Origin of the sequence: Sulfurimonas sp. (genome assembly GCF_028694605.1) — a bacterium.
Lineage (GTDB): Bacteria > Campylobacterota > Campylobacteria > Campylobacterales > Sulfurimonadaceae > Sulfurimonas.
In genome coordinates, this window is the sequence record NZ_JAQVKP010000003.1 from 126,452 (window position 1) to 149,480 (window position 23,029).

Annotated in this window: 20 protein-coding genes; 9 read left to right on the top strand and 11 right to left on the bottom strand. The window is 39.9% G+C overall.

Going from position 1 to position 23,029, the window contains the following annotated elements:
- Positions 1-145: 145 nt before the first annotated feature.
- The 3 genes from PHY84_RS03095 to ppk2 form a co-directional block, all read right to left on the bottom strand.
- Positions 146-1,435, bottom strand: coding sequence for a hypothetical protein (locus PHY84_RS03095; protein ID WP_299857624.1), 1,290 nt, complete (start codon positions 1,433-1,435; stop codon positions 146-148).
- 172 nt (positions 1,436-1,607) lie between these two features.
- A complete protein-coding gene (gene pstS, locus PHY84_RS03100) occupies positions 1,608-2,612 on the bottom strand; it encodes a phosphate ABC transporter substrate-binding protein PstS (protein WP_299857626.1) in 1,005 nt (334 codons plus the stop codon).
- Positions 2,613-2,677: 65 nt separating this feature from the next.
- On the bottom strand, positions 2,678-3,553 hold the full coding sequence (gene ppk2, locus PHY84_RS03105) for a polyphosphate kinase 2 (protein WP_299857628.1): 876 nt from the start codon (positions 3,551-3,553) through the stop codon (positions 2,678-2,680).
- An 88-nt stretch (positions 3,554-3,641) separates the two neighbouring features.
- Here ppk2 and pstC point away from each other — a divergent pair, with 88 nt between their 5' ends.
- The 9 genes from pstC (at position 3,642) to PHY84_RS03150 (ending at position 13,566) form a co-directional block, all read left to right on the top strand.
- Positions 3,642-4,502, top strand: coding sequence for a phosphate ABC transporter permease subunit PstC (gene pstC / locus PHY84_RS03110; RefSeq protein WP_299857630.1), 861 nt, complete (start codon positions 3,642-3,644; stop codon positions 4,500-4,502).
- Positions 4,499-5,341, top strand: a complete 843-nt coding sequence (pstA, locus tag PHY84_RS03115; protein WP_299857632.1) for a phosphate ABC transporter permease PstA — start codon at positions 4,499-4,501, stop codon at positions 5,339-5,341. Before pstC ends, pstA begins: the two co-directional genes overlap by 4 nt.
- Complete coding sequence (gene pstB, locus PHY84_RS03120; protein ID WP_299857634.1) at positions 5,341-6,126, top strand: phosphate ABC transporter ATP-binding protein PstB; 786 nt, start codon at positions 5,341-5,343, stop codon at positions 6,124-6,126. The genes pstA and pstB overlap by 1 nt, the downstream gene beginning before the upstream one ends.
- A 44-nt stretch (positions 6,127-6,170) precedes the next feature.
- Positions 6,171-6,842 carry a PhoU domain-containing protein gene (locus PHY84_RS03125; RefSeq protein WP_299857637.1) on the top strand — a complete coding sequence of 224 codons (672 nt, stop codon included), beginning with the start codon at positions 6,171-6,173 and terminating at the stop codon, positions 6,840-6,842.
- A gap of 86 nt (positions 6,843-6,928) precedes the next feature.
- Positions 6,929-8,359 (top strand): type I glutamate--ammonia ligase, encoded by a 1,431-nt coding sequence (gene glnA, locus PHY84_RS03130; protein WP_299857639.1) that lies wholly within the window; start codon positions 6,929-6,931, stop codon positions 8,357-8,359.
- A 148-nt stretch (positions 8,360-8,507) separates the two neighbouring features.
- Complete coding sequence (leuA, locus tag PHY84_RS03135; protein WP_299857641.1) at positions 8,508-10,166, top strand: 2-isopropylmalate synthase; 1,659 nt, start codon at positions 8,508-8,510, stop codon at positions 10,164-10,166.
- Positions 10,167-10,467: 301 nt separating this feature from the next.
- Positions 10,468-11,400: a site-specific DNA-methyltransferase gene (locus PHY84_RS03140; protein ID WP_299857643.1), complete on the top strand. Its 933-nt coding sequence runs from the start codon at positions 10,468-10,470 to the stop codon at positions 11,398-11,400.
- Positions 11,401-11,402: 2 nt separating this feature from the next.
- A complete protein-coding gene (locus tag PHY84_RS03145; protein WP_299857645.1) occupies positions 11,403-13,085 on the top strand; it encodes an AlwI family type II restriction endonuclease in 1,683 nt (560 codons plus the stop codon).
- 58 nt (positions 13,086-13,143) lie between these two features.
- Positions 13,144-13,566, top strand: a complete 423-nt coding sequence (locus PHY84_RS03150; RefSeq protein WP_299857647.1) for a hypothetical protein — start codon at positions 13,144-13,146, stop codon at positions 13,564-13,566.
- Between the two features lie 18 nt (positions 13,567-13,584).
- Here PHY84_RS03150 and PHY84_RS03155 read toward each other — a convergent pair whose 3' ends face one another.
- From PHY84_RS03155 to modA, 8 genes are all read right to left on the bottom strand, one after another.
- The gene (locus PHY84_RS03155) at positions 13,585-15,552 is read right to left on the bottom strand and encodes a PBP1A family penicillin-binding protein (protein WP_299857648.1); all 1,968 of its coding nucleotides are present in this window, start codon (positions 15,550-15,552) and stop codon (positions 13,585-13,587) included.
- Positions 15,549-16,238, bottom strand: coding sequence for an ATP-binding cassette domain-containing protein (locus PHY84_RS03160; protein ID WP_299857651.1), 690 nt, complete (start codon positions 16,236-16,238; stop codon positions 15,549-15,551). Before PHY84_RS03160 ends, PHY84_RS03155 begins: the two co-directional genes overlap by 4 nt.
- Positions 16,235-17,326, bottom strand: coding sequence for a pyridoxal phosphate-dependent aminotransferase family protein (locus tag PHY84_RS03165; RefSeq protein WP_299857655.1), 1,092 nt, complete (start codon positions 17,324-17,326; stop codon positions 16,235-16,237). Before PHY84_RS03165 ends, PHY84_RS03160 begins: the two co-directional genes overlap by 4 nt.
- Positions 17,326-17,871, bottom strand: coding sequence for a septum formation inhibitor Maf (gene maf / locus PHY84_RS03170; RefSeq protein ID WP_299857657.1), 546 nt, complete (start codon positions 17,869-17,871; stop codon positions 17,326-17,328). The genes PHY84_RS03165 and maf overlap by 1 nt, the downstream gene beginning before the upstream one ends.
- 1 nt (position 17,872) lies before the next feature.
- The gene (locus PHY84_RS03175) at positions 17,873-18,355 is read right to left on the bottom strand and encodes a hypothetical protein (RefSeq protein ID WP_299857660.1); all 483 of its coding nucleotides are present in this window, start codon (positions 18,353-18,355) and stop codon (positions 17,873-17,875) included.
- On the bottom strand, positions 18,355-20,904 hold the full coding sequence (alaS, locus tag PHY84_RS03180; protein WP_299857662.1) for an alanine--tRNA ligase: 2,550 nt from the start codon (positions 20,902-20,904) through the stop codon (positions 18,355-18,357). The genes PHY84_RS03175 and alaS overlap by 1 nt, the downstream gene beginning before the upstream one ends.
- A 68-nt stretch (positions 20,905-20,972) precedes the next feature.
- Positions 20,973-22,499, bottom strand: a complete 1,527-nt coding sequence (locus tag PHY84_RS03185) for a diguanylate cyclase (protein WP_299857664.1) — start codon at positions 22,497-22,499, stop codon at positions 20,973-20,975.
- 10 nt (positions 22,500-22,509) lie between these two features.
- Entirely contained in the window at positions 22,510-22,932 is a 423-nt protein-coding gene (gene modA / locus PHY84_RS03190; protein WP_299857666.1) for a molybdate ABC transporter substrate-binding protein, read from the bottom strand.
- Between the last annotated feature and the right edge of the window lie 97 nt (positions 22,933-23,029).

Sequence of the window (23,029 nt, forward strand, 5' to 3'; positions counted from 1 at the left end):
ATTGTTGCTATTTTATCTAAAATGGTGTTAATTACGTAAACAAAATGAATTTAAAAAATAAAAGAAAGAGAATATAAAGCCCAAAGAAGGGCTTTATTTAAGAGAGGAAAGGGGGAGAGAGAAAAATTTACTTTGTTTTAGAGAATTACCATTTTACTTCTGTTGTAAGCATATAAACGTCTTTTGATTGTCCAGTGTCACCGCCATTTGCTTTTTCTTCATCAACAAACTTAGCAGAACCAATTAAAGTTACATATTTGTTATACTTGTATGCCAAACCTGCAATAACTTTTGTGCCATCCGCCGAAACAGAAGTTCCACCGTTGTTTTTAGCAACTTTATCGATTGTATAGTCATCATATCTACCGATAACCGTCCAATCTTTAATTGGTCTGAATTCAGCATTTATTGACATAACATCATACTCTTTACCGTCTGTTATAACAGTGTTTCTTGCTTTATCTTCTGCGGTTATATATTGTGCTGCCAGCAAGAACATCGGCTGGTTATATACTGCATGGATGCCGTAGAATGTTCTATCGTATTCGCCTGCCGCATCTTGAGCAACAGTGTCGTCTTTATGGTTATGAGAAATCAAACCGAAAGTTGAAAGGTGTGCATAAGTATCTTTTGTACGGTCTTGTTTGCCTACTTTTTTACCACTTCCAAGCAAGTGACCGGTTAAACGCCATTCAATAGACATTTTAGAGTCATTCTCTTGGTTTGCAGCTTTTTTATCTGCATGGTAACCTTCACCGTTAAATATACCGATTTCAGAAGAGAAGTTCTCCGTTTTTGTTTTAAAGTTTGCACCAAGGTCAGATGAGTTTACAAGGTCAACACCCGCTTCCGTTGCTGTTCCTTTTTCTTCAACTACAACTTTGTTGAATGAGCGATAGTACCAGCCGTTATGCTCTTCATAGTCAATCCATGGGCGGTGTGCGATACCAAACTCAACTCCAGTATATGGAAGAATGCCGTCCAAATATAAATATGCATATTTTACAAATACATCGGCATAGCTTTTTGATGATGCCAACTCTTTTGTTGCATCCAGTGTTACACGCCAGTAATCTTTATCATTAAAGAAACCTTTTACCTGAACATAGTTTCTTCTAAGCTCAAATCCGCTTGAACGAGCAGCATAAGCGGCTGTATCTATTCCAACAGGAACAGTAACTTTAGCATCTGCATCTGCAGTAGGTGCAGTTGTCTGCGGATTTGCAGATGTATAACCAAAATAATGTACACCGCTAAACTCTAAACTTTTTGCTTTAGAAAGAACCGAACTCTCTTTGTTTTCGATAGCGATACGATCGGGTGCCGAAGTAGTAAACACCTGCCCTTTTTCATCTACATAAAACTGCTGTGCAGCACTTAAAGCCGTTGCGCTCACTGCCAAAGCAGCGATTGTCGATAGAACGATTTTTTTCATTGTGTTAATCCCTTGTTTTTTTGTGAGGGAAGTATAAAATGATTAGATTACGAAAGGATTACAAAAAGTGTCTAAAAAATGAGCTTTTATAACGAAAAAGCCCCTGCATACTTTCGCATACAAGGGCTTTGGAGGAGAATTTCTTAGGAGAGAAATATGTCTTTTTGAATGATTATTTGAGGTTGGCTGCCCAATACTCTCTAATCATATTTTTAGTCTCTTCAGGAAGCGGAATGTATCCTAACTTCTTAGCAGCTTCGTCACCTTTTTTGAATGCGTAATCATAAAAAGCAGTTACTTTTTTGTTCATCTCGCCGCCTTCTCTTGGAAGCAAAATAAATGTTGCCGCAACGATTGGGTACGATGTATCACCCGCTTGAAGTGCTAAAACAGAGTGAAAGTGTTTCTCTTTTGTCCAAGTTGCATACTTTGCGGCAGCCTTGAAGTTCTCTTCTGTTGCGCTAACCCACTTACCGCTTGCAGTTTGAAGCACGGCAGCGCTTAGGTTGTTCTTCTCTTTATATGCGTTTTCGATATAACCAATAGAGTTTGGAGTCTCTTTGATAAGACTTGCTACACCCTCGTTACCTTTACCGCCGATACCTGTTGCCCAGTCTATAGCCTTACCTGTTCCAAACTTCTCTTTCCAGTTTTTAGAAGCTTGCGTTAGATAGTATGTAAAGTTAAATGTAGTTCCTGAACCGTCCGAACGGTGAACAACGATAATTTTTTGGTTTGGAAGTTTGATTCCTTGGTTGTCAGCTGCGATAGCAGGGTCGTTCCAAGTAGTGATTTTTCCTGCAAAGATATCTGCAACAACTTCGTTTTTAAGTTTTAAAGTAGCATCTTTGATGCCATCCACATTAAACGCTACAACGATAGAACCGATAACAGCAGGGAATTGGAACAAGTTATCTTTTGCAAGCTTCAATGGTGCCAATGCTTCATCTGTCGCACCAAAATTAACTGTTCTGCTGGCAATCTGCTTAATACCGCCGCCTGAACCGATAGACTGATAATTAACAACATTTTGTGTGTCGTTTTTATAATTAAATGCCCAGTCATAATACACAGGTGCAGGAAACGATGCACCTGCTCCACTTATCTTATCAGCCGCAAACGATGATGTAATCGACGCAGCAGCAACCAATGTAGCCAGAGCTAATTTCTTTAACATTTGTTTTCCTTTTGTTGAATGTTGCCGAAATTGTAGTTGCTCCGTATTACGAAATGATTACAGCACTACTCCCCTTTAGATGTAAATTTAAAGTGGCTCTCCATGGCAATAGCCTCATCTCTTCCAAAAATGACGACATCTTTGTTCACCTCTATCTTGCTTGCATCTATCTTGTTCGGATAGTCAACAAAGTTCAAGATATGTTTGATGGTGTTTAGCCGTGCCTTTTTCTTGCTGTCGCTTTTGATAACCGTCCACGGTGCCACTTCGGTATGTGTCGCACTGAGCATCATATATTTTGCCAATGCGTACTCATCCCAAAGCTCCTGCGCTTTGAGGTCAACCGGAGAGAGTTTATACTGTTTGAGCGGGTCTTGCTCTCTTTTTGCAAACCTTCTTGCCTGCTCCTCTTTGGTGACCGAGAAGTAAAATTTAAAGATTTTGATATCTTCTTCCACAAGCATCCTCTCAAAGAGCGGCGCATCTTTGAGAAATTTACTCTGTTGTCTTTGGGTACAAAAACCCATAACAGGCTCAACCATCGCTCTGTTGTACCAACTTCTGTCAAAAAGAACTATCTCTCCTGCACTTGGCAAATGCATAGTATAGCGCTGAAAGTACCATTGCGTCATCTCCTGATCACTCGGTCTTGGAAGTGCTACAACCCTTGCCCCTCTTGGGTTAAGATGCTCTGTAATTCGCTTAATCGTTCCGCCTTTTCCGGCTGCATCACGTCCCTCAAAAATCATTAAAACTTTCAACCCCTTCTCTTTGACATGATTTTGGAACTTTAAAAGCTCAATTTGAAGTTTTTTAAGCTCCTCTTCATAAAGAAGCGTCTCCTCTTTGACCCAAATACGCACTTTGCCATCCTTTGCGTTTTCTCTTCTGTCTCTGTCGGCTTTTCTTCTGTCAGATTTTGATTCTCGTTGCTCTTTCATGCGGCTCCTTTTGCGGATATTATAGCCTTTGTAATCTTTTTGTAATCATAAAAAATTAGAATTGCGAAATTTATACATAGGAGCATCATTGAAAAATATCATCGATACAATCTTTGCAAATGCCACAAGAGCTATAGCTTTTGGGGTTTTGTTGCTTTTGGCATGGATATTTACGGTACTATTTGAACACTCGCTAGAGTCGCTCCAAGCATTTGGATTTGACTTTATTCTTGAGGACAAATGGGCACCAAACCTAGAAAAATTTGGTGCGCTTCCTGCCATCTACGGCTCTGTTGTATCCACTTTTTTAGCCATGGTTTTGGCTGTTCCCGTGGCAATGGGTATCGCAATTTTTTTAAGCGAGATAGCACACGCAAAGCTTAAAACTCCGGTAGGTATCTCCATAGAACTTCTTGCTGCCATTCCTTCTGTCATCTACGGTATGTGGGGGCTTTTTTACTTTGTGCCTATCATCCGCGATGTATTTGGCGGCGTTGGTATCAGTATGCTTACCGCCGGAATCGTACTCTCAATCATGATACTTCCTTTTATGGCGGCAGTCACTCGTGATGCTATGAACACGACACCCGACATCCTAAAAGAGTCTGCTTATGCGCTCGGAGCGACAAAATGGGATGTCATTAAAGATGTTGTCATCCCCTACGCAAAATCCGGAATCATAGGTTCGTTTATCCTAGCACTTGGACGTGCTATCGGTGAAACAATGGCAGTTACGTTTGTTATGGGAAATGTCCATAAAATTTCAACAAATCTTACAGAACCTGCAACTTCTATTCCCGTTGCACTTGCAAATGAGTTTGCCGAAGCAGACAGCGACCTTTACTACTCATCGCTTTTTGAGTTGGCACTTATACTTCTTGTTGTGAGTTTTGTAATCATCTCAATCGCAAAATTCTATTTTTTACGTAGAAAAAGGGTAGGACAATGACACATACGCAAAAAAGAATTTTTACAAGTCAAGTCGTTATGGTTCTCTCAACTGCTTCTGCCGTTGTCGGGATTGGATTTTTGTTTTGGATTTTGGGTGTTTTGATTATCAACGGTGTTGATGCGCTCACTCTTACGATTTTCACGACAGAGGGAACACCTCCGGGAAGCGGCAGCGGCGGACTTAAACATGCACTTGTCGGGCAGCTCATGTTAGTTTTTTATGCTTCCATGTTTGGTGTTCCGCTTGGTGTCTTGGCGGGAACTTACCTTAGCGAGTACAGCCAAAAATCAAAAATAGGCGAGATGATTCGTGATATCTCAGACATTATGATGAGCGCACCAAGTATTGTTATCGGGGCATTTGTATATGCGATTGTTGTTGCACCGATGGGGCATTTCAGCGGATGGGCCGGCTCTATCGCTCTTACTATCATCATGCTCCCTATCGTCCTAAGAACAACAGACGATATGCTCCAACTTGTGCCATCTACTCTCAGAGAGGCCGCATTCGCCCTTGGAGCGCCAAAATATAAGGTAATTTTGCAAGTCGTTTACCGTGGAGCAAAAGCAGGTATTCTTACTGGGATTCTTCTTGCCGTTGCACGTGTGGGCGGAGAGACTGCACCGCTGCTGTTTACATCGTTTAATGACAACTTCTTAAACATGGATATGATGCAGCCTGTGGCTTCACTTACGGTAACTATGTACAACTATGCGACAAGCCCTTATGAAGATTGGCAAAAACTTGGATGGGCGGCAGCGTTTATCTTGAGTATGTTCATTTTAGCAATCAACATACTCGGAAGATTGATTTTATTAAAGAAAAAGGTTAAATAATGGCGACTATCGTAGAAATAACGGAAGAAAAAGCACTTGAGGTAAAAAATTTTGAGTTTACCTACGCCGGGGCAGATGTGCCGAGTGTAAAAAAACTTGATATGCCCGTAGCAAAAAACAGCATCACAGCACTTATCGGACCTTCAGGATGCGGAAAGACAACACTGCTTAGAAGCTTTAACCGCATGCACGACCTCTATCCCGGTAACAAATATGAAGGCGAGATTCTCTTTAAAGAGAGAAATATCCTGCTTCCAAAAGAGGATTTGATACGCTTAAGAATCCAAATCGGGATGATTTTTCAAAAACCGACTGCTTTTCCAATGAGTATCTTTGACAATGTTGCCTATGGTCTGAGACTTCAAGGACTTAAAAACAAAACCGAACTTAAAGACAGAGTAGAAAAAGCACTGCAAGATGCAGCGATTTGGAATGAGGTCAAAGACAGACTTACCCATGATGCAAACGGACTCTCAGGCGGACAACAGCAAAGACTTTGCATCGCCAGAGCCGTTGCCGTAGAGCCAGAAGTGCTCCTTTTTGATGAACCGACTTCCGCACTCGACCCTATCTCGACAGGCGGTATCGAAGAGCTGATTGTACAGCTTAGAGAAAGGGTTTCTATCATCATCGTTACGCACAACATGCAACAAGCTGCACGTGTGAGCGACTATACAGGCTTTATGTACTTAGGCGAACTTATAGAACTCGGACGCACGGAAGAGCTTTTTGTTACGCCACGAGAAAAGCTTACAGAAGAGTATATAACCGGAAAATTCGGTTGATAACAACACAGAAAATTTATGAAATAAATTAAAGGAAAGAAAACATGGGATCAAAATATCATGAAAAAGTAAGTAACATCAAAACAAAACTCTCACTTATCTTAGCAGATATCGTAACGGCAAATGAACTTGCACTTGAGGCATTTAAAACTTTGGACTTTACAAAATTCAAAGAAGCAGAGACTATTTTAAGCAAAATAGGGATGAAAGCGGATGAAGTTGATAATGAAATCATCAAAGCATTTGCTCTTTTTGGACCGGAGGCAAATGAGCTTCGTTTCCTCATCGCTTTTTTAAAGATGACAAACGAACTTGTTGGCATCGGCGACAATATCAAGAAGTATGCACGCCGCATGAACGAACACTTGCATAGCCAGTGCAATCTTGAAGAGTTTAAGTCAAGCATAATTCTGCTACATAAAAGCAGTCTCAATGCCCTTAAATACATCCTTGAGTGCTTTGGCGACCTGCACGCATGCAGCTATGAGGACAGCTACAGAAAAGTTCTTGTTGAAGAGAGCATCAATGATGATTTGTTTGCTGTTTTGGAAAAAGAGCTTCTTAGCAAAGTCATAGAAGAAAAAGAGCTGTCGGTCGATTATGTCAAAGTGCTTGGAACGCTCAGAAAACTAGAGCGTTCATGTGACAGAAGCGTAAACATCGCCAACCTTATGATGTACGCAGAACAAGGCGGAGAGATTCAGCTTTTCAAGTAATTGCCTAAAATTTAATCAATTATTTTTTATGTTTCTTGCTTGATTTTGGATATACTACACGCTATAAAATTTTTAGGAGAGACCTAATGGGAAAATTTGTAAACAATATAGAAGAATTTTTTTCTTTCTGTAAAGAAAATGATGTTAAATATGTAGATTTGAGATTTACTGACTTAAAAGGGACATGGCACCATGTTACTTACAGAATGAGCGCTGTAAATGAAGGAAACTTGACAAACGGTTTCCCTTTTGACGGTTCTTCTATCGAAAAATGGCAGCCGATTAACAAGTCTGACATGATTTTAAAAGCAGATGTTCCGACGGCGTTTTTAGATCCTTTCACAGCTGATCCTACTATCATTATTTTCTGTGATGTTTACGATATCTACAAAGGTCGCATGTATGAAAAATGCCCTCGCTCTATCGCAAAAGCAACGCTTAAGCATGCAGAGTCTCTAGGAATTGCTGATGCTGCATACTTTGGTCCTGAAAACGAGTTCTTTGTTTTTGATGACGTAAGAATTATCGACAACATGAACGAAGCAGGATACAGAATCGACACTGAAGAGGGTGATTGGAACTCAAACACTCACTATGCGGACGGCTACAACACAGGTCACAGAGGCGGTGTAAAAGGCGGTTACTTCCCAGTAGCTCCGATTGACACGATGGTTGATTTGAGAGCGGAGATGATGGATGTACTAGAGCAAGTCGGTCTTGAAGTAGTACTCGGTCACCACGAAGTTGCACAAGGTCAAGGCGAAATCGGTATCGTTTTCTCTGACATCGTAGGAGCAGCAGACAATGTTCAAAAACTAAAATATGTTGTAAAAATGGTAGCTCACCTAAACGGTAAAACTGCTACATTTATGCCAAAGCCTCTTTTTGGAGACAACGGAAACGGTATGCACGTTCACCAATCACTATGGAAAGAGGGCAAAAACCTTTTCTACAAAGAGGGTAACTATGCCAACCTTTCAGAGATGGCTCTTCACTATGCAGGTGGAATTTTCCAACACGCAAAAGCAGTTGCTGCACTTACAAACCCGTCAACAAACTCTTATAAGAGACTTATCCCAGGGTTTGAAGCACCTTCAATCCTTACATACTCTATGCAAAACCGCTCTGCATCTTGCCGTATTCCGTACGGTGCAGGCGAGAAAGCTACTCGTATAGAGATGAGATTCCCTGACTCAACTTCATGCCCATACCTTGCATTCTCTGCAATGATGATGGCAGGACTTGACGGTATCAAAAACAAAACTATTCCTGCCGGACCAATGGATGAGGATTTATTTGAACTTACTCTTGATGAGATTCGTGAAAAAGGTATCCAACAAATGCCACACACTTTAAGAGAAGCTACTGAAGCGCTTATCGCCGACAATGACTTCTTAAAGCCTGTATTTACAGATACATTCATCCAAGACTATCAACACTACATGTTTGAGAGACAAATCTGGCCGGATGAGAGCCGCCCGACAGCTTACGAGTTTAAAACAACTTACAGCTGCTAAAAATATCCCGCGAAATGCGGGATACACACAATCACTTCTCCCTAAATCCTCTTTAAAAAAAACAATCACTAATCACAAATTCGCTATAATTGCGCAAAATAACAGTATGTAAGAGTGCGTTATTTAATTTCAAGTTTAAAGGTATATTATGAAAAATATTCCGCATGGGAAGTATCGTCCCTATCCAAAAATAGATTTGCCAAATAGAAATTGGCCAAATAACAGCATAACAAAAGCTCCTAAATGGTGCAGTGTTGACTTGCGTGACGGCAATCAGGCACTTATCAACCCTATGGACATGAACAAAAAACTTGAACTATTTGCACTCTTACTCAAAATCGGATTTAAAGAGATAGAAGTCGGTTTTCCCTCTGCTTCAAAAGTAGAGTTTGAATTTTTACGCCGTTTGGTTAATGACAAGCTTATCCCTGATGATGTAACGGTTCAAGTGTTGGTTCAAGCAAGAGAACACTTGATAGCAAGAACCTTTGAAGCGTTGCAAGGTGTCAAAAAGGCTACTGTGCATCTTTACAACTCGACTTCCGTTGCTCAAAGAAAGATAGTTTTCAAAAAATCAAAAGAGGAGATTATAGCTCTTGCCCTAGAGGGTGTTGATATGGTTAAGAAGTACGAAGCAAAGCATGACGGAGAGATATTTTTAGAGTATTCACCGGAGAGTTTTACGGGTACAGAGCTTGCATTCGCGGCGGAAATTTCAAATGCAGTCACTGCACGATGGGGTATAAGCGATAGCCGCAAAGTGATTATCAACTTGCCTGCAACCGTCGAGATGGCAACACCAAATGTCTATGCAGACCAGATTGAGTGGATGAGCGCGCACTTGGACAACCGTGAAAATGTCATTATCTCAACCCATACGCATAACGACAGAGGAACAAGCGTGGCAGCAACGGAGCTTGCACTTTTAGCGGGAGCAGACAGAGTTGAGGGAACGCTTTTATGCAACGGAGAGAGAACCGGAAATGTTGACATCATTACTCTTGCGCTAAATATGACAACGCAGGGAGTGGAGTCAAATCTTGACTTTAGCGACGTAAACGAAGTTTTAGATGTTGTCGAGAGATGTACGGAAATAGAGACACACGTGCGCCATCCATACGTCGGAGAGCTTGTCTATACGGCATTTTCAGGCTCTCATCAAGACGCTATCAACAAAGGTTTGGCATACAGAAAAGCACAAAAAGAAGTTTTTTGGGAAGTTCCGTACCTACCGATTGACCCCGAAGATGTCGGAAGAAGCTACGAGAGTATTATCCGCATAAACTCACAATCAGGAAAAGGCGGTATCGCTTATGTTTTAGAAAAAAACTTTGGGTATCAGCTTCCAAAAGCGATGCATCCTGAAGTTGGCAAACTTGTTCAAGACGTAAGCGATAAAAAAGGACAAGAGCTGAGTGCTGATGAGATTTTAGAGATTTTCAACGAAAACTATTTCAACATAAAAGAGCATATCTCTTTGGTTGATTTTACGGTCTCATCACTCAAAGGTATTTCAAAATGCACACTTACCTATCTCTATAACGGAGTTGAGATTGTTGCACAGGGCGAGGGCAACGGACCCGTTGACGCGTGCAAAGATGCATTGATGAAAGATTATAAAAACAGTTTTACGATTAACTCCTACTTTGAGCACTCTTTTGGCAACAAAAGCTCTGCAAAAGCAATAGCCTACATAGAGATAGAGACAAAAACAACGCTTTCATGTTTTGGTGTGGGGGCAGATACAGACATAGCAACCGCCTCAGTCAAAGCTCTTTTCTGCGCACTCAACAGAGCATTTCATTGATTAGTCCGCTAAAGGAAGTAAATTCCTTTAGCTTCGCTTGCCGCTGTGGCACTAAAGCTTGACGCATAAAGCGTCAGAATGGATAATTGAGCCCTCTGAATAAATCATCTAATTAGACCCTGAATCAAGTTCAGGGTGACTGGTAGTTCGTCATTCTAACCCCATCCGTCATTCCAAGCTTGACTTGGAATCTAGTTTATGATTTAATCAGAGGGTTCAATTATTTTTTATTGCAAAATGTCATATTTTTTGAGGAATTTAAAAATTTATTGTATTTTTCTCAAAAACAGATGGAAGTAAAATGCAAACAAGAAATTTATTTGATTTAGCCGACAACACCTATATAGAAAGGAGGATAATGCATAAAATGTATGACACACATAGCTTTGCTTCATCAAATTATATAAATCAAAATATCACTTCAGCATGTCATGACAATAACATATCAAATCATCTTGAATTCAAATACAATAATTTAAACAATAAAGTGTCAATCCATCAAGATGATGCTATATCATTTTTAAAAAAACTTCCTTCACAAAGCGTTGACTTAATTGTAACAGATCCTGCATACTCTGGAATGAACAATAAGCTTAAGCTTGGAAAAGGAAGAATTGTTGGGCAATACTCACAAAAAGGTGATAAAGAAAGTAAGTGGTTTAGTGAATTTGAAGACAGTGAAGAAAACTATATAGAATTTTTATCTCAATGCAAAAGAGTTTTAAAAAAATCAACCGGGCATATTTATATAATGTTTGATTCTTATTCATTGTTAACACTAGGTAGTATTGTTAGAGATTATTTTGATATTAAAAACTTAATCACTTGGGATAAAGTTAATATCGGAATGGGACATTACTATAGAAGAAGGCACGAATATATCATCTTTGCAACCAACAACAACAACAGAAAAATAAAAAATAGAAAGTTTCCTGATGTCTGGAGATTTAAAAGAGTGCATAACTCGGCATATCCGACTCAAAAACCTGTAGAGGTGTTTCAAGCGATGATTTATGCAAGTGCTGAAGAAAATTTTACTGTTTGTGACCCATTTTTAGGAAGTGGCTCATCTGCTATAGCGGCCATCAAAAATAGTTGTAATTTTATAGGTTGCGACATATCAAACAAGTCGATAGAAGTTGCTTCATCAAGAATTTCAAAATATATTGAAAGCGGAAAAGATATTATGCAAAAAAATTCAACATCGGTTGAAGAAAATATTTTTTGGGAATAACCATGGCGAACCTAAGTAAAACAAAAACGCTGTTTGGATTTACATCTCCAAGAACAATAGAAAAAATTATCTCTGAAATTAAACTACTTTGTGACAACTACCAAGGTAAAAAATGGTCTGGAAGCGAAGATATTCAATCTGCTTTTTTTAATGATTTGTATCATTCCGAATTTTATGAAGGTGATGTTTTACCGACCAATGCCGCACTAGCGGCAAGAGATAGAATTACAAGAGCACCAAAAGCACTTGGTTTTGTGGATTTGCAACCAACCATAGAACTAACTCAGGCCGGAAAATTACTTCTTGAGAAAACAAGGATTTATGAAACATTTACAAGGCAGTTATTAAAATTTCAACTCCCTTCACCATATCACTCTCAATCCAAAACAGTAGAATTTTCCATTCGTCCATACCTTGAGCTCATTAGATTGGTAAAAGATTTGAAAGGCTTATCAAAAACAGAAATTGCACTTTTTTTCTTACAATTAGTCCACTATAAAGCGTATGATGTTATTGTTGAAAAGATTTTAAATTTTAGAACACAATCAAAAAATTATAGCGCTAGCAAAAAAAGATATGTTCACGAATGCTTTGCCGATGAAATTACCAAAATATTTCATGAAGAGATTAAAGACAAAAAACTAAAAACAAGAGAAAGCAATGATGCTTCATTAAAAAAATTTATCAAAACAAAGCAAGCAAACATGAGAGATTATGCAGATGCGTTTACCAGATATATTAGAGCAACTGAACTTATAACATTTGAAAAAAGAACATTTAGGCTAATCATATCTCCCCAAAAAATTCAAGAAGTAGATTTTTTACTAAAAACAACTCCTAGAAAACCTTCCGTTTTTAAAACATTAGATGAATTTAAAAAATATATTTTTAATCCCTATTCAATAAAGCTTTTCTCAGATAACAGAGAACTTTTAACGGAAAAATTAACAACTCTTGGCGTAGGAAAAATTGATGAATTGACTGATATTGAAATTCTTAAAAACAGACTTGAAGAGCTAGAAGCTTCAATTAAGAAAAAAAATATTGAAGACAAAAAAAGAGAGTTAAAAGAAAACAAGGAACTTCCTGAGATTATTGCTGTTTTTGAGCAGATTAGAAAAAAAGAAATACCTGATTCACCCCTATTTTTGGAGTGGAATATTTGGCGTTCATTTGTTATGTTAAATCATGCAAAGCGAATTGATGGCAATTTTATTATGGATATTGATGGTATGCCGCTAAATACGGCACCTGGAAATAGACCAGATATAGAGATTGAGTTTGAAAATTTTGCTTTAATCGGTGAAGTTACTTTATCATCAGGCGCAACGCAATTTAAAATGGAAGGGGATTCAGTCCCTAGACACTACGGTAACGCACTAAGAGAATTTAAAAAAGATGTGTACTGTATTTTTATTGCACCCAATATTCACAACGGATGCTTGGCTCATTTTTTCAATCTAAACAGATTAAATACAAAACACTATGGCGGAAAAACAAAAATTATTCCACTAAAATTGGAAAAATTTATAGAATTTTTAAATGTTGGAATATCCTCTAAATTTTCGGATTCTAATAAAATGAAAAATTGGCTAGAAAATCAATGGCTCTTAAATCAAACAATTGATGATGAAGAGCTATGGAACAATGAAATAGAAAAAAGTTTAACTAAATGGGCTTCCTAAAATAATAATCAAAAAACATTATGCTACAATCTAACACTACAAAATAAAGGATTCTGTTATGTCTGAAAGTGTAATTGTTGCTGGTTTGGTAACACTGTTGTTTTCATCTCTCTCTGCATATGACCTCAAGTCTAATATGTTACTTTTAAATGCGGAACTTAGTGAAGTTCAAAGAGCTTTTATCTCAAGTGATCAAAAAGGGGTGGATGAATCTGTCAAACGCTTTGCAAAACATGCGCAGGATTTGCTCGGAAATAAAGAGAAGTTTGCCGCAATGCTTCCGGACAAGAAAAAAAACAAAGCAGGAGAGGCGGTTATGAGCGCTCAGATTATCAGTCATAATGTGCAAATCATCTTAGATGCAGTTGAAAATAAGTACAATCAGTCAGGACAAGTTCGCCGTGAAGAGGCGCAACGTGCTTATACATACATAGAACACGCTTGTTTTAGATGTCACAACCTTGTACGTGACGAATACTAAACATAAAACACTCTCTTTTTAAAAGAGAAGTGTATCTTGCTTCTCGGTGTCGGCATCAATGCGTGGTGGCTTTGAGGTGTCGCTAAAGTACTCTTTTTGTCCGTTAACGACAATCTCTTTGATTCCCTCAGGTACGTCAAACCTTCGCTGAATCTGCGGATAGAGTTCTAAAACTTTTGTGTAATACATCGAAAATGCAGGACCTGCAATTCTTCCCCCTGTCTCAACTCTATCCATCGGAGTATTGTCATCATTTCCAAACCATACAATTGTCTCAATTGTCGGAGAGTATCCTGCAAACCATCCGTCCATATTGTTGTTTGTAGTTCCTGTTTTTCCCGCAACTTCTATTCCGTTTACTGCCGCAGATTTTCCTGTACCTCTTGAAACAACATCTTTTAAAAGTGTTGTCATGATGTATGCTTGCTCCGGGGCTGTAATTACTTTGCTCTTATACTCTTTTTCATAAATGGTCGTTACCCCTTTTTCGATACTGTTTATAAGTACCGGCTCAACCTGAACACCGCCATTTGCAAAAGAGGTGTAGTAGTGTGCGAGCTGCAAAGGAGAGAGCGTGATACTTCCAAGTGCAACTGACAAGTCAGGCGGCAGATTTTGAATCCCGAATTTTTTGAGCTCTTTAAGCAATTGAGGCAAACCTAAATCATTTACGAGATTTATGGTCGCAAGATTGCTTGAGTGCACAAGCGCTTCTCTTAGGGTAACAAGTCCTTTATAGCTGTTTTTATAGTTTTTAGGCTGCCATTTTTGCTCTTCACCGTCTTTATAGTAAGTATAGGTTCGTGCGATATCTACAAGCTCCGTAGCACCGGAATAACCCAAATCAAGTGCTACCTGATAGATAAAAGGCTTAAAAGCAGAACCTGGTTGACGGCGACCTTGCGTTGCTCTGTTGAAAGAATTTTTTGCATAATCCACACTTCCGACAAGTGCCAAAATCTCTCCGTTTTTTGGGTTAAGCGAAACAAGCGCGCCGTTTAAAAGATCTGTTTTTGTCTCTGCCTTATCTTTTGAGGAAGTTGTTGCCTTAATCCTTGCAACAGAGAGGTCGTACGCCTTTTTAAGCGACTCTCTTGCAGCCTCTTGCAGTTTTAGGTCTATGGTTGTATGTACTTCATAGCCGCCTGTTTTAAAGTCTGTGATACCCATCTCGGCAGCTCTTCTTGCCACCTCATCAACAATAAAAGGAGCGCTGTTTTGCGTAAGCGTATCATCATAAACTTTTGGTTTTTCAAGTAAAGAGGCATTGTGTGTTGCATCATCTATCCATCCAAGAGAGTGCATTCTTGAGACGACACGGTTTGCTCTGCCCATGGATATCTCATAATTTTTTGTCGGCGCATAGGTGCTTGGTGCTTTTGGAAGCCCGACAAGAATCGCTATCTCTTTAAGGGTAAGTTCATTTAGATTTTTACGGAAGTAGCCGTCTGCTGCTGTTTTGATGCCATAGTACCCATGTCCAAAATAGATTTCGTTAAGATAGCGCTCTAAAATCTCCTCTTTTGTAAGCGAGAGTTCTACTTTTAGTGCGTAAATAACCTCTTTTACTTTGCGCGAAATCTTTTTCTCTCTCGTTAAAAGTCTGTTTTTTACAAGCTGCTGCGTGATGGTACTCGCTCCCTCTACCATCTTTCCTGCCTGCACATCTTTGATAGCTGCTCTAAAAATCGCATCTACATTGATACCGGGATGTTCAAAAAAGGTAGTGTCTTCAATCGCCAAAAGCGCCTCAACCACTCGTGGAGGTATTTCATTGAATTTTGCATAGTATCGATGCTCTTCGTCAAAAATACTTGCGATTTTCTCACCGTTTCTATCATAAATTTTTGTTGTTTGCTGAGGCTTGTACTCAATGAGCGGTGAGAGGTCATAGATGTACTCTTTGAGAAAATAGCCAATTACTGCAAACGGCGCCAAAACTCCAAGCAAAAGGAGCGTAAAAAAAAGATTTCTTATAAATTTCATATTCTAAAATTCCTATTTGCAAAATTTGCATCTATTAGTGTTTTGGTGTAGGCTGCAACTGGGGCTTGCAAGACATCTGACATCTCACCGCTCTCAATCACACTCCCGTCTCTTATAACGCAGATATTTTCGCATAGCATTTTAGCAGAATTCATGTCATGCGTCACAAAAAGCATCTTAAATCCAAGTTCTGCCTGCAACTCTTTTAAAAGATTTAAAATCAAAACCCGTGTTTGCGGATCAAGTGCGGTTGTGGGCTCATCAAGCAAAAGAAGTTTTGGTTCATGGCTGAGTGCCATAGCGATAACTACTCTTTGAAGCTGTCCGCCAGAGAGTTCCGGCGGAAATCTCTCTAAAAGTTCACTCCCAAGCCCAACCTGTTTAAAGAGTGCGGCAACCTTTGGCGGCGGGATAAAAAACTGTTTTTTTATCTTTGTCAAAGGGGAGAGTGCAGTAAAAGGGTTTTGCGGCACAAATGCCAGAGTCTCACCCGCAACAAGAGTAAAATCACTCTCATACTTAAGCGTTACGTCCATCGTTTGGGGCAACATACCGAGCAAAGCTTTAATGGTAAGGCTTTTACCGCTGCCGCTTTGCCCTACAAGTGCAAGCGAAGACGGTATGTCAAAACTTATGTCAACAAGCGTTTTTGCATCCTTCGTGATGCGTAATGTGGATATTTTCATGCTTGAAGCTTTACCTTATGGCACACATCTCTCAAATCATCACAACCCACGCCCAAACGTGCTATAAGTCTGATAATTGCCTTCTCAACGGTTGGCTGGCGTATGCCGCCCACTGCATATCCCATACCTTTGAGCGTATCACGAATCTCTATCACTTTTTCATTATCGTTTATGACTATAGGCACGATAAGCCCATCAACGCGGATACCCAGCTCTTCATAGACGATATCTTGACGTTTTTTTATCTCCTCTTTAAGCATAAGGCGATTTTGCTGCATATAGCGCAATGCATTGTGTGCCAAAAGTGTGTCGTATAAAGAGAGTGCAGTAGCGTAAATAATAGGCTTTGCACGGTTTATAAGGTACTCTATGATGTGTGAAGATGCCAAGATAAAAGCACCGAAACTCCCATAGGCTTTGCCAAGTGTTCCCATCTTGATGTAGTTTGGTTTGATGGAAATGTTGTAGAGGTCAAAAACCCCCATAAGACGCTCCCCGACAACACCGCTGCTATGGGCTTCATCGACTATCAAAAGGGCGTCATGAACATCACAGATTTCAAATACCTCTTTTGGGACAAGGTCGCCGTCCATTGAATAGATTCCCTCAACGGCTACTATTTTTCTCTTTGCATCGGATGTCCCCAGCAACTCTTCCAGCTCTCTCATATCGTTATGTGCAAAAAATTTAACATCCATACCGTTAAGCCTTGTTGCCAAAACTCCCGATGCGTGGTACTTCTCATCCATAAAAAGTACATCTCCTCGCCTCACAAGTGCTTCGATAAGCGCGATATTGGCATTAAATCCGCTTCCTAAAACCACACCCTCTTCAAAACCGTTTGCCTCACAAAGTGCCTCTTCAAAATCTTTGTGAATCTGGTGGTATCCGTTTACCAAAAGCGAGGCTTTTGCGCTGTGAAGCGGCATGTCCGAGAGCGTTTTACATGTCGCATCATGCAGCTCTTTGATGTGGGAGAGTCCAAGATAGTCATTTGAGGCAAAGTCTAAAATATCTGTTTGGACAACCTCTCTTGTTCTGTAGCGTTTTGACTTTTTGAGAGCTTGAAGCTCTTTTGTGTAGTACATTACAAAAATCTCTTTAAAATCTCGGTATTTAGCCCCATTGCGGTACTCTCATACCCTTTGACGCTCTTTATATACTTTTTACAAAATCCCTCTACCATGCATGCCCCAGCCTTTCCGCGCCACTCTCCGCTTTGGATATAAGCTTCAATATCATCAAGGTCAAATGTATCAAAAAGATACTCTGTCGTTGAGATATCGACTATCTTCATCGTTTTGGATTGGTAAATCATGCAGGTAATAATGCTTGTAATGTTGGAACTTTGCGTCATAAGGATATTTCTTGCATCACCTGCGCATTTGGCTTTGCGCAAAATCTGCCCCCCAGAAGCGACAACCGTATCGGCAACCAAAAGAGGCAAATCATCATATCCAAACGCTTTTAGGTTGGCTTCATACTTTCCAAGCGTTGCCTGATATACGAAGTTTTTTGGACAAGTTGAAACGATGCGCTCCTCATCAAAATCAACACTCTGTTGCATAAATGCTATATCCGCACTTCTTAGAAGCTCGGCACGAGTAGGAGAGGAAGAAGCAAGGCGCAACATATTAGAGCGAGCCTGAAAGATAAGTTCCTAAAAAGATAGCGATAACCCCAAGAGCGATGTTTAGTGGCACCATCACTTTGCCGATAAGCTCTATCTGGTTTTTTGCTCCTACCATATTACCTTCATGAAGCATCCTCTCGCCTCTGTTGCGTCGCATTATCATCGCCATAAGATTTATAAACATCACACTCCAAATAGCCTCTTTTGCATAACTAAAAGGTGCAAAATCACTTTGCGAGAGACCATAGCCCTTGACCATAAAGATAGCAGTCACAAGCAAAATCACTACGAAAGGAACAACAATAGTAAAAAGCCGCTTGAGTGCATAGGCTATGTGTTCCAATCTTTTGAGAGGGGATTCTATCTTTAAAAAAGAGTGATGTGCGGCGTAGCGCATCGCCACCATGCCGCCAACCCACACAACACCACTAATGACGTGCAAAAAGACAAAAAGCGTTTTGTACTCCAAAAAAATATCTTGCATTATGCAAGCACTTCCGTGATGTATTTTAGTGCCTCAACTTTTGCCTCTGCAAGTTTTGAGATATCCTTGCCGCCTGCTTGAGCAAAATCTGCTCTTCCGCCGCCGCCGCCGCCAAGAATCGGAGCTATGTGTTTTATCCAGTCTCCTGCTTTTGCATCAGCATTTTTAACGCCTGCCGCCATCATCACTTTGTCGTCTTTTACCTGAAACAAAATCGCACAAAGCTTCTCATGTTGGTTTTTAAGCTCATCTATCTTCTCTTTGATGTCGCCGCTTGCAAGCTCATCTACCACAACGCTAACACCGTTGATTTGCTCTGATTTTATCTCTGTTTTTATGCTGTTTTGAGCATCATGAAGCTCTTTTTTAAGCTCTGCTATGTTTGACTTTAGTCTGCTTATGCCGGCCATAACATCAAGGTTTTTAACCTCTGCTTCTATCTCTTTTATAAGAACTCTTTGCTGTGTAAAGTGTTCATACGCCGCATGTCCGCAAACTGCCTCTATACGTCTCACGCCTGCACTCACACCGCTCTCTTTTGTTATGATAAACGAGCCGATAACCGCCGTGTTTTCTACATGCACGCCACCGCAAAACTCGATGCTGACGTCGCCAAAACTCACGACACGAACCTCATCGCCGTACTTCTCGCCAAACTGAGCTTTCGCACCCGATTTTTTAGCCTCATCAATGCTCATAACCTCTGTTTTACCGCCTATGCCACGCATAATCTCATAGTTTACTTTAGTCTCGATTTGGACTAGTTCCTCATGCGTAAGTGCTTTTGGGTGTGAGAAATCAAATCTTAGTCTGTCTGCTTCCACCAAAGAGCCTGCCTGAGAGATATGGTCTCCCAAAACATCAAAAAGAACCGCATGAAGCAGGTGAGTTGCAGAGTGGTGTTTTGTTATCTCGCCTCTTGAGATATCTACAACCGCTTCAACCTCATCGCCTATTTTCAGCTCTTTTTCTACCGAGATTTGTGAGAGATTAAGTCCAAAGAATTTTTTAGTATCAAGCACCTTTGCAAATCCTGCAAGCTCACCGCTGTCTCCGCACTGTCCGCCGCTTTGAGCATAAAAAGGTGTAGTATCCAAAAATACCCAACCGCTTTTTTCATATGTGAGCATATCCGTATGATGGTAGTTTTCATCCAAAAGCGCCAAAACCCTGCTTTTTTGCTTTGTACTCTCATAGCCAACAAAACTGTTTTCGCCAAACTTCTCTAAAAGCTCTTTAAAGTCTCCGTGAACCGCATCATCTCCGCTGCCCTTCCAAGCAGCTTTTGCACGGCTTCTCTGCTCTTGCATCAACGCCTCAAATGTAGCAGAGTCAAGTTTTAGCTCTTTTTCTCTTAACATATCCTCTGTCAAATCCAAAGGGAAGCCAAAAGTATCATAAAGTTTAAACGCAATCTCGCCGCTGAAAACCTCTTTTGTATTTTTTAGCTCTTCGTTAAAAAGCTCTATCCCTGAAGCGATAGTTTTGAAAAATCTCGCCTCTTCAAGCTCTATCTGCTCTTTTACGGCATTTGCTTTTTGTGCCAAATAGTCATACTCTCTGCCCATAACTCCTACAACCGTATCGACAAGTTTGTGCATAAAAGGTTCGCTAAAGCCTAAAAGGTATCCGTGTCTTACCGCACGGCGAAGGATACGGCGAAGCACATAACCACGCCCCTCGTTTGAAAAGTTCACCCCCTGAGCAAGTAAAAAGAGTACCGTTCTTATATGGTCGGCTATAACACGGTACGATGCACCACTTGCGTAAACATACTCTTTTCCTATAAGAGCTTCTACTTTTTTGATAATCGGCATAAAAAGAGATGATGAATAGTTGCTTGTAGCGCCCTCGCTGATGGCTACAACACGTTCAAGCCCCATACCCGTGTCGATGGATGGTTTTGGAAGAGGTGTGAGTTTGCCGTCACTGCTTCTCTCATACTGCATGAAAACCAAGTTCCAAATCTCTAAAAATCTATCGCCGTCTCCGCCCATATAATCTTCCGAACCGCTAAAGTTCTCCTCGCCTTGATCAAAGAATATCTCGCTGCACGGTCCGCACGGTCCGGTATCGCCCATCTGCCAGAAGTTGTCTTTGTCGCCAAGACGCATGATTCTATCAAGCGTTACATGCTTTTGCCAAAGCGCTTCAGCCTCGTCATCGCTCTCATGGACTGTTACCCAAAGCTTCTCTTTTGGAAATTTTAAAACTTCCGTTACAAACTCCCACGCATAGTTGATTGCATCTTCTTTAAAGTAATTACCGAAACTAAAGTTGCCCAACATCTCAAAAAAAGTGTGGTGTCTTGCAGTATAGCCTACATTTTCAAGATCGTTGTGTTTTCCGCCCGCACGGATACAAGTCTGGCACGAAGTAGCGCGCGGGTTTTGCGGCACTGGTACCTCGCCCGTAAAAATCGACTTAAAAGGCACCATACCGGCATTGTTAAAAAGCAGTGTCGCATCATCTGGCACAAGTGGTGCGCTTGCAACTCTTGCGTGGTTTTTTGACTCAAAAAATCTTAAAAACTCTTCTCTAATATCCATAAGCCTATCTCTTTTTATAAAATTACGCGATTATATCTAAAATTCACGCCATAACTGTTTAAACAGTTTCAAGAAAGGGTTGTGCGGTTTCTTCCGTTATGCTTTGAGCTATAAAGTGCGTTATCTGCTCTTTCAATAATTGCCTCAAACGATGTATCATCTTTAAACTCTGCAACTCCGAATGATGCAGTTATTTTAAGATTCAAATCTTTACAAAAAGAGTACTCCTCTATTTTTTTTCGTATATTTTCCGCTATGGCATAACTGTTGTCTGCGTTTGCAAGCACCAAAAGAACAAACTCTTCACCGCCGTATCTTGCAACAATGTCAAATTTGCGAATGTATGAAGAGAGTATTTTTGAGATTTCCTTAAGCACCATGTCGCCGCTTTGGTGTCCATACGTATCATTGATATGCTTAAAGTAATCTATATCAACCATCACTACAGAAAACGGGTAGCCGAATCTTTGTGATTTCTCAAGCTGCTCTTGTGCGGCTGCGAAAAAATATTTTCGGTTAAAGAGTTTTGTAAGCCCGTCGTACTGAAGCTCTTTTGTAAGCACCTCGCCACGGAGAATTACTTTGAGAGCAATAAACATAATAATCAAAAAAATGACACAGGTTACTAAAACATTCAATTTAAAATTTGCAATAGCTGCTTTTATGTAAGGAGACTCAACATATGAGACGAAATAGGCGACTGTTTTGTCATTTTTCACATTTCTTACAGGCAAAAAAGAGACCACCTTTATCACCTCGCCAAACTCTTTGTAGATTGCAAACTCTTTGCCCTCCGCTATATTTTTATTTATCGTCTGCTGCAACGGCTTTATAATGTTTTGATGGCTTTGAAGAAGCCTTTGATGATTGATATGATCGGACAGACTAAACACAAAATCGCTGTGTTCGATACTTTGTTCATAAGGTTCTTGTATATTGCTCTTCCATGCCTGTGATTGAAAAACATTTCTGTTTATTATAAAATGGGTGTGAATATCACTTGCTCTCTTGGCATAATTTTGAAGCATCGTTGATGAAAAAGAGACATCCAGTACGCCTATGTGATTTCCGTCTTTGTAGATTGGGTATATATGCCTAAAGGCATGGTTGTCACGTCCCTGCTCAAATCCAAACATCGGTACTTTTTTCTGATTTGCCTCTTTTATACTGTATCTGATGTCCGTCAAGTCATCACCGAATTTATCTGGGGCATGCATCCTTAAAAGGCTCTCGTTGTTTGGCAGTATCACTTGAAGCTGCATGACTTCTAGGAGCTTAAGTTTCTCATACTCATCTATAAGATGGTCATAAAGACGCTGATGCAGCTCCTCCTTTTCCTCTTTTGTAGCATGTGATGCGGCTGATACTATTTCTAAAAAGTGTTTGTCGTTTTGAAATGAGTTATAAACATTTTTGGAAATAAATTCAAATCTGTCCAAACCCTGTTTATAACTCATTTGAAGATATTTTATCTGCCCATTTAATGCTTCATCTATCTCCATATTTTTGCTATATGACAAAATTGAAAAAATCAAGCCAAATAGCAATGAAGATATAAAAACAAGAAGCAGTAATTTTTTTTGCACACTTTTCATAACAACAACCCTATTTGTATCCGTAAGCTCTATAGATATTTTGTCCCTCTTTTGAGAGGATAAAATCTACAAATTTTTTTGCGTACTCATTCTCAGATCCGCTTTGTGAAACAGTCAAGCCCTGCTGCAATGGTGTATATAAAGATTGATCTATCTCTATCCAGTTCAGCCCTTCTGCTTTATAACCGCTTGGCAGAGAGTTTATTCCGGATTTTGACAAAAATGCCGCATCATCGTACCATACGACATTTGTCGTGGCAGTTGATATATCGGTCGAATATCTGATTTTTCCGGATAGCTCGTTAAAAAGATTTGCATTTTTAAGCACTTCTATCGCCGCTTTGCCATAAGGCGCTGTTTTTGCATTTGCTATGGTTATATTTTTGATTTTTTTATCTTTAAGAATGAGCCACTTGCAGATTCCCGCAAACAACCAATAATTTAAGCTAATTTAAATTTTAAAAAGCCTTTTGAAATCATGTAAATGTTATAATTTTTTACCACAAAAATAATACAAAACATCAATCAAA

What these genes read in the sequence shown, in the direction of transcription:
- PHY84_RS03095 (WP_299857624.1), bottom strand. Translation starts at nt 1,435, where the DNA reads ATGAAAAAAATCGTTCTATCGACAATCGCTGCTTTGGCAGTGAGCGCA.
- pstS (WP_299857626.1), bottom strand. Translation starts at nt 2,612, where the DNA reads ATGTTAAAGAAATTAGCTCTGGCTACATTGGTTGCTGCTGCGTCGATT.
- ppk2 (WP_299857628.1), bottom strand. Translation starts at nt 3,553, where the DNA reads ATGAAAGAGCAACGAGAATCAAAATCTGACAGAAGAAAAGCCGACAGA.
- pstA (WP_299857632.1), top strand. Translation starts at nt 4,499, where the DNA reads ATGACACATACGCAAAAAAGAATTTTTACAAGTCAAGTCGTTATGGTT.
- pstB (WP_299857634.1), top strand. Translation starts at nt 5,341, where the DNA reads ATGGCGACTATCGTAGAAATAACGGAAGAAAAAGCACTTGAGGTAAAA.
- PHY84_RS03125 (WP_299857637.1), top strand. Translation starts at nt 6,171, where the DNA reads ATGGGATCAAAATATCATGAAAAAGTAAGTAACATCAAAACAAAACTC.
- glnA (WP_299857639.1), top strand. Translation starts at nt 6,929, where the DNA reads ATGGGAAAATTTGTAAACAATATAGAAGAATTTTTTTCTTTCTGTAAA.
- leuA (WP_299857641.1), top strand. Translation starts at nt 8,508, where the DNA reads ATGAAAAATATTCCGCATGGGAAGTATCGTCCCTATCCAAAAATAGAT.
- PHY84_RS03140 (WP_299857643.1), top strand. Translation starts at nt 10,468, where the DNA reads ATGCAAACAAGAAATTTATTTGATTTAGCCGACAACACCTATATAGAA.
- PHY84_RS03145 (WP_299857645.1), top strand. Translation starts at nt 11,403, where the DNA reads ATGGCGAACCTAAGTAAAACAAAAACGCTGTTTGGATTTACATCTCCA.
- PHY84_RS03150 (WP_299857647.1), top strand. Translation starts at nt 13,144, where the DNA reads ATGTCTGAAAGTGTAATTGTTGCTGGTTTGGTAACACTGTTGTTTTCA.
- PHY84_RS03155 (WP_299857648.1), bottom strand. Translation starts at nt 15,552, where the DNA reads ATGAAATTTATAAGAAATCTTTTTTTTACGCTCCTTTTGCTTGGAGTT.
- PHY84_RS03160 (WP_299857651.1), bottom strand. Translation starts at nt 16,238, where the DNA reads ATGAAAATATCCACATTACGCATCACGAAGGATGCAAAAACGCTTGTT.
- PHY84_RS03165 (WP_299857655.1), bottom strand. Translation starts at nt 17,326, where the DNA reads ATGTACTACACAAAAGAGCTTCAAGCTCTCAAAAAGTCAAAACGCTAC.
- maf (WP_299857657.1), bottom strand. Translation starts at nt 17,871, where the DNA reads ATGTTGCGCCTTGCTTCTTCCTCTCCTACTCGTGCCGAGCTTCTAAGA.
- PHY84_RS03175 (WP_299857660.1), bottom strand. Translation starts at nt 18,355, where the DNA reads ATGCAAGATATTTTTTTGGAGTACAAAACGCTTTTTGTCTTTTTGCAC.
- alaS (WP_299857662.1), bottom strand. Translation starts at nt 20,904, where the DNA reads ATGGATATTAGAGAAGAGTTTTTAAGATTTTTTGAGTCAAAAAACCAC.
- PHY84_RS03185 (WP_299857664.1), bottom strand. Translation starts at nt 22,499, where the DNA reads ATGAAAAGTGTGCAAAAAAAATTACTGCTTCTTGTTTTTATATCTTCA.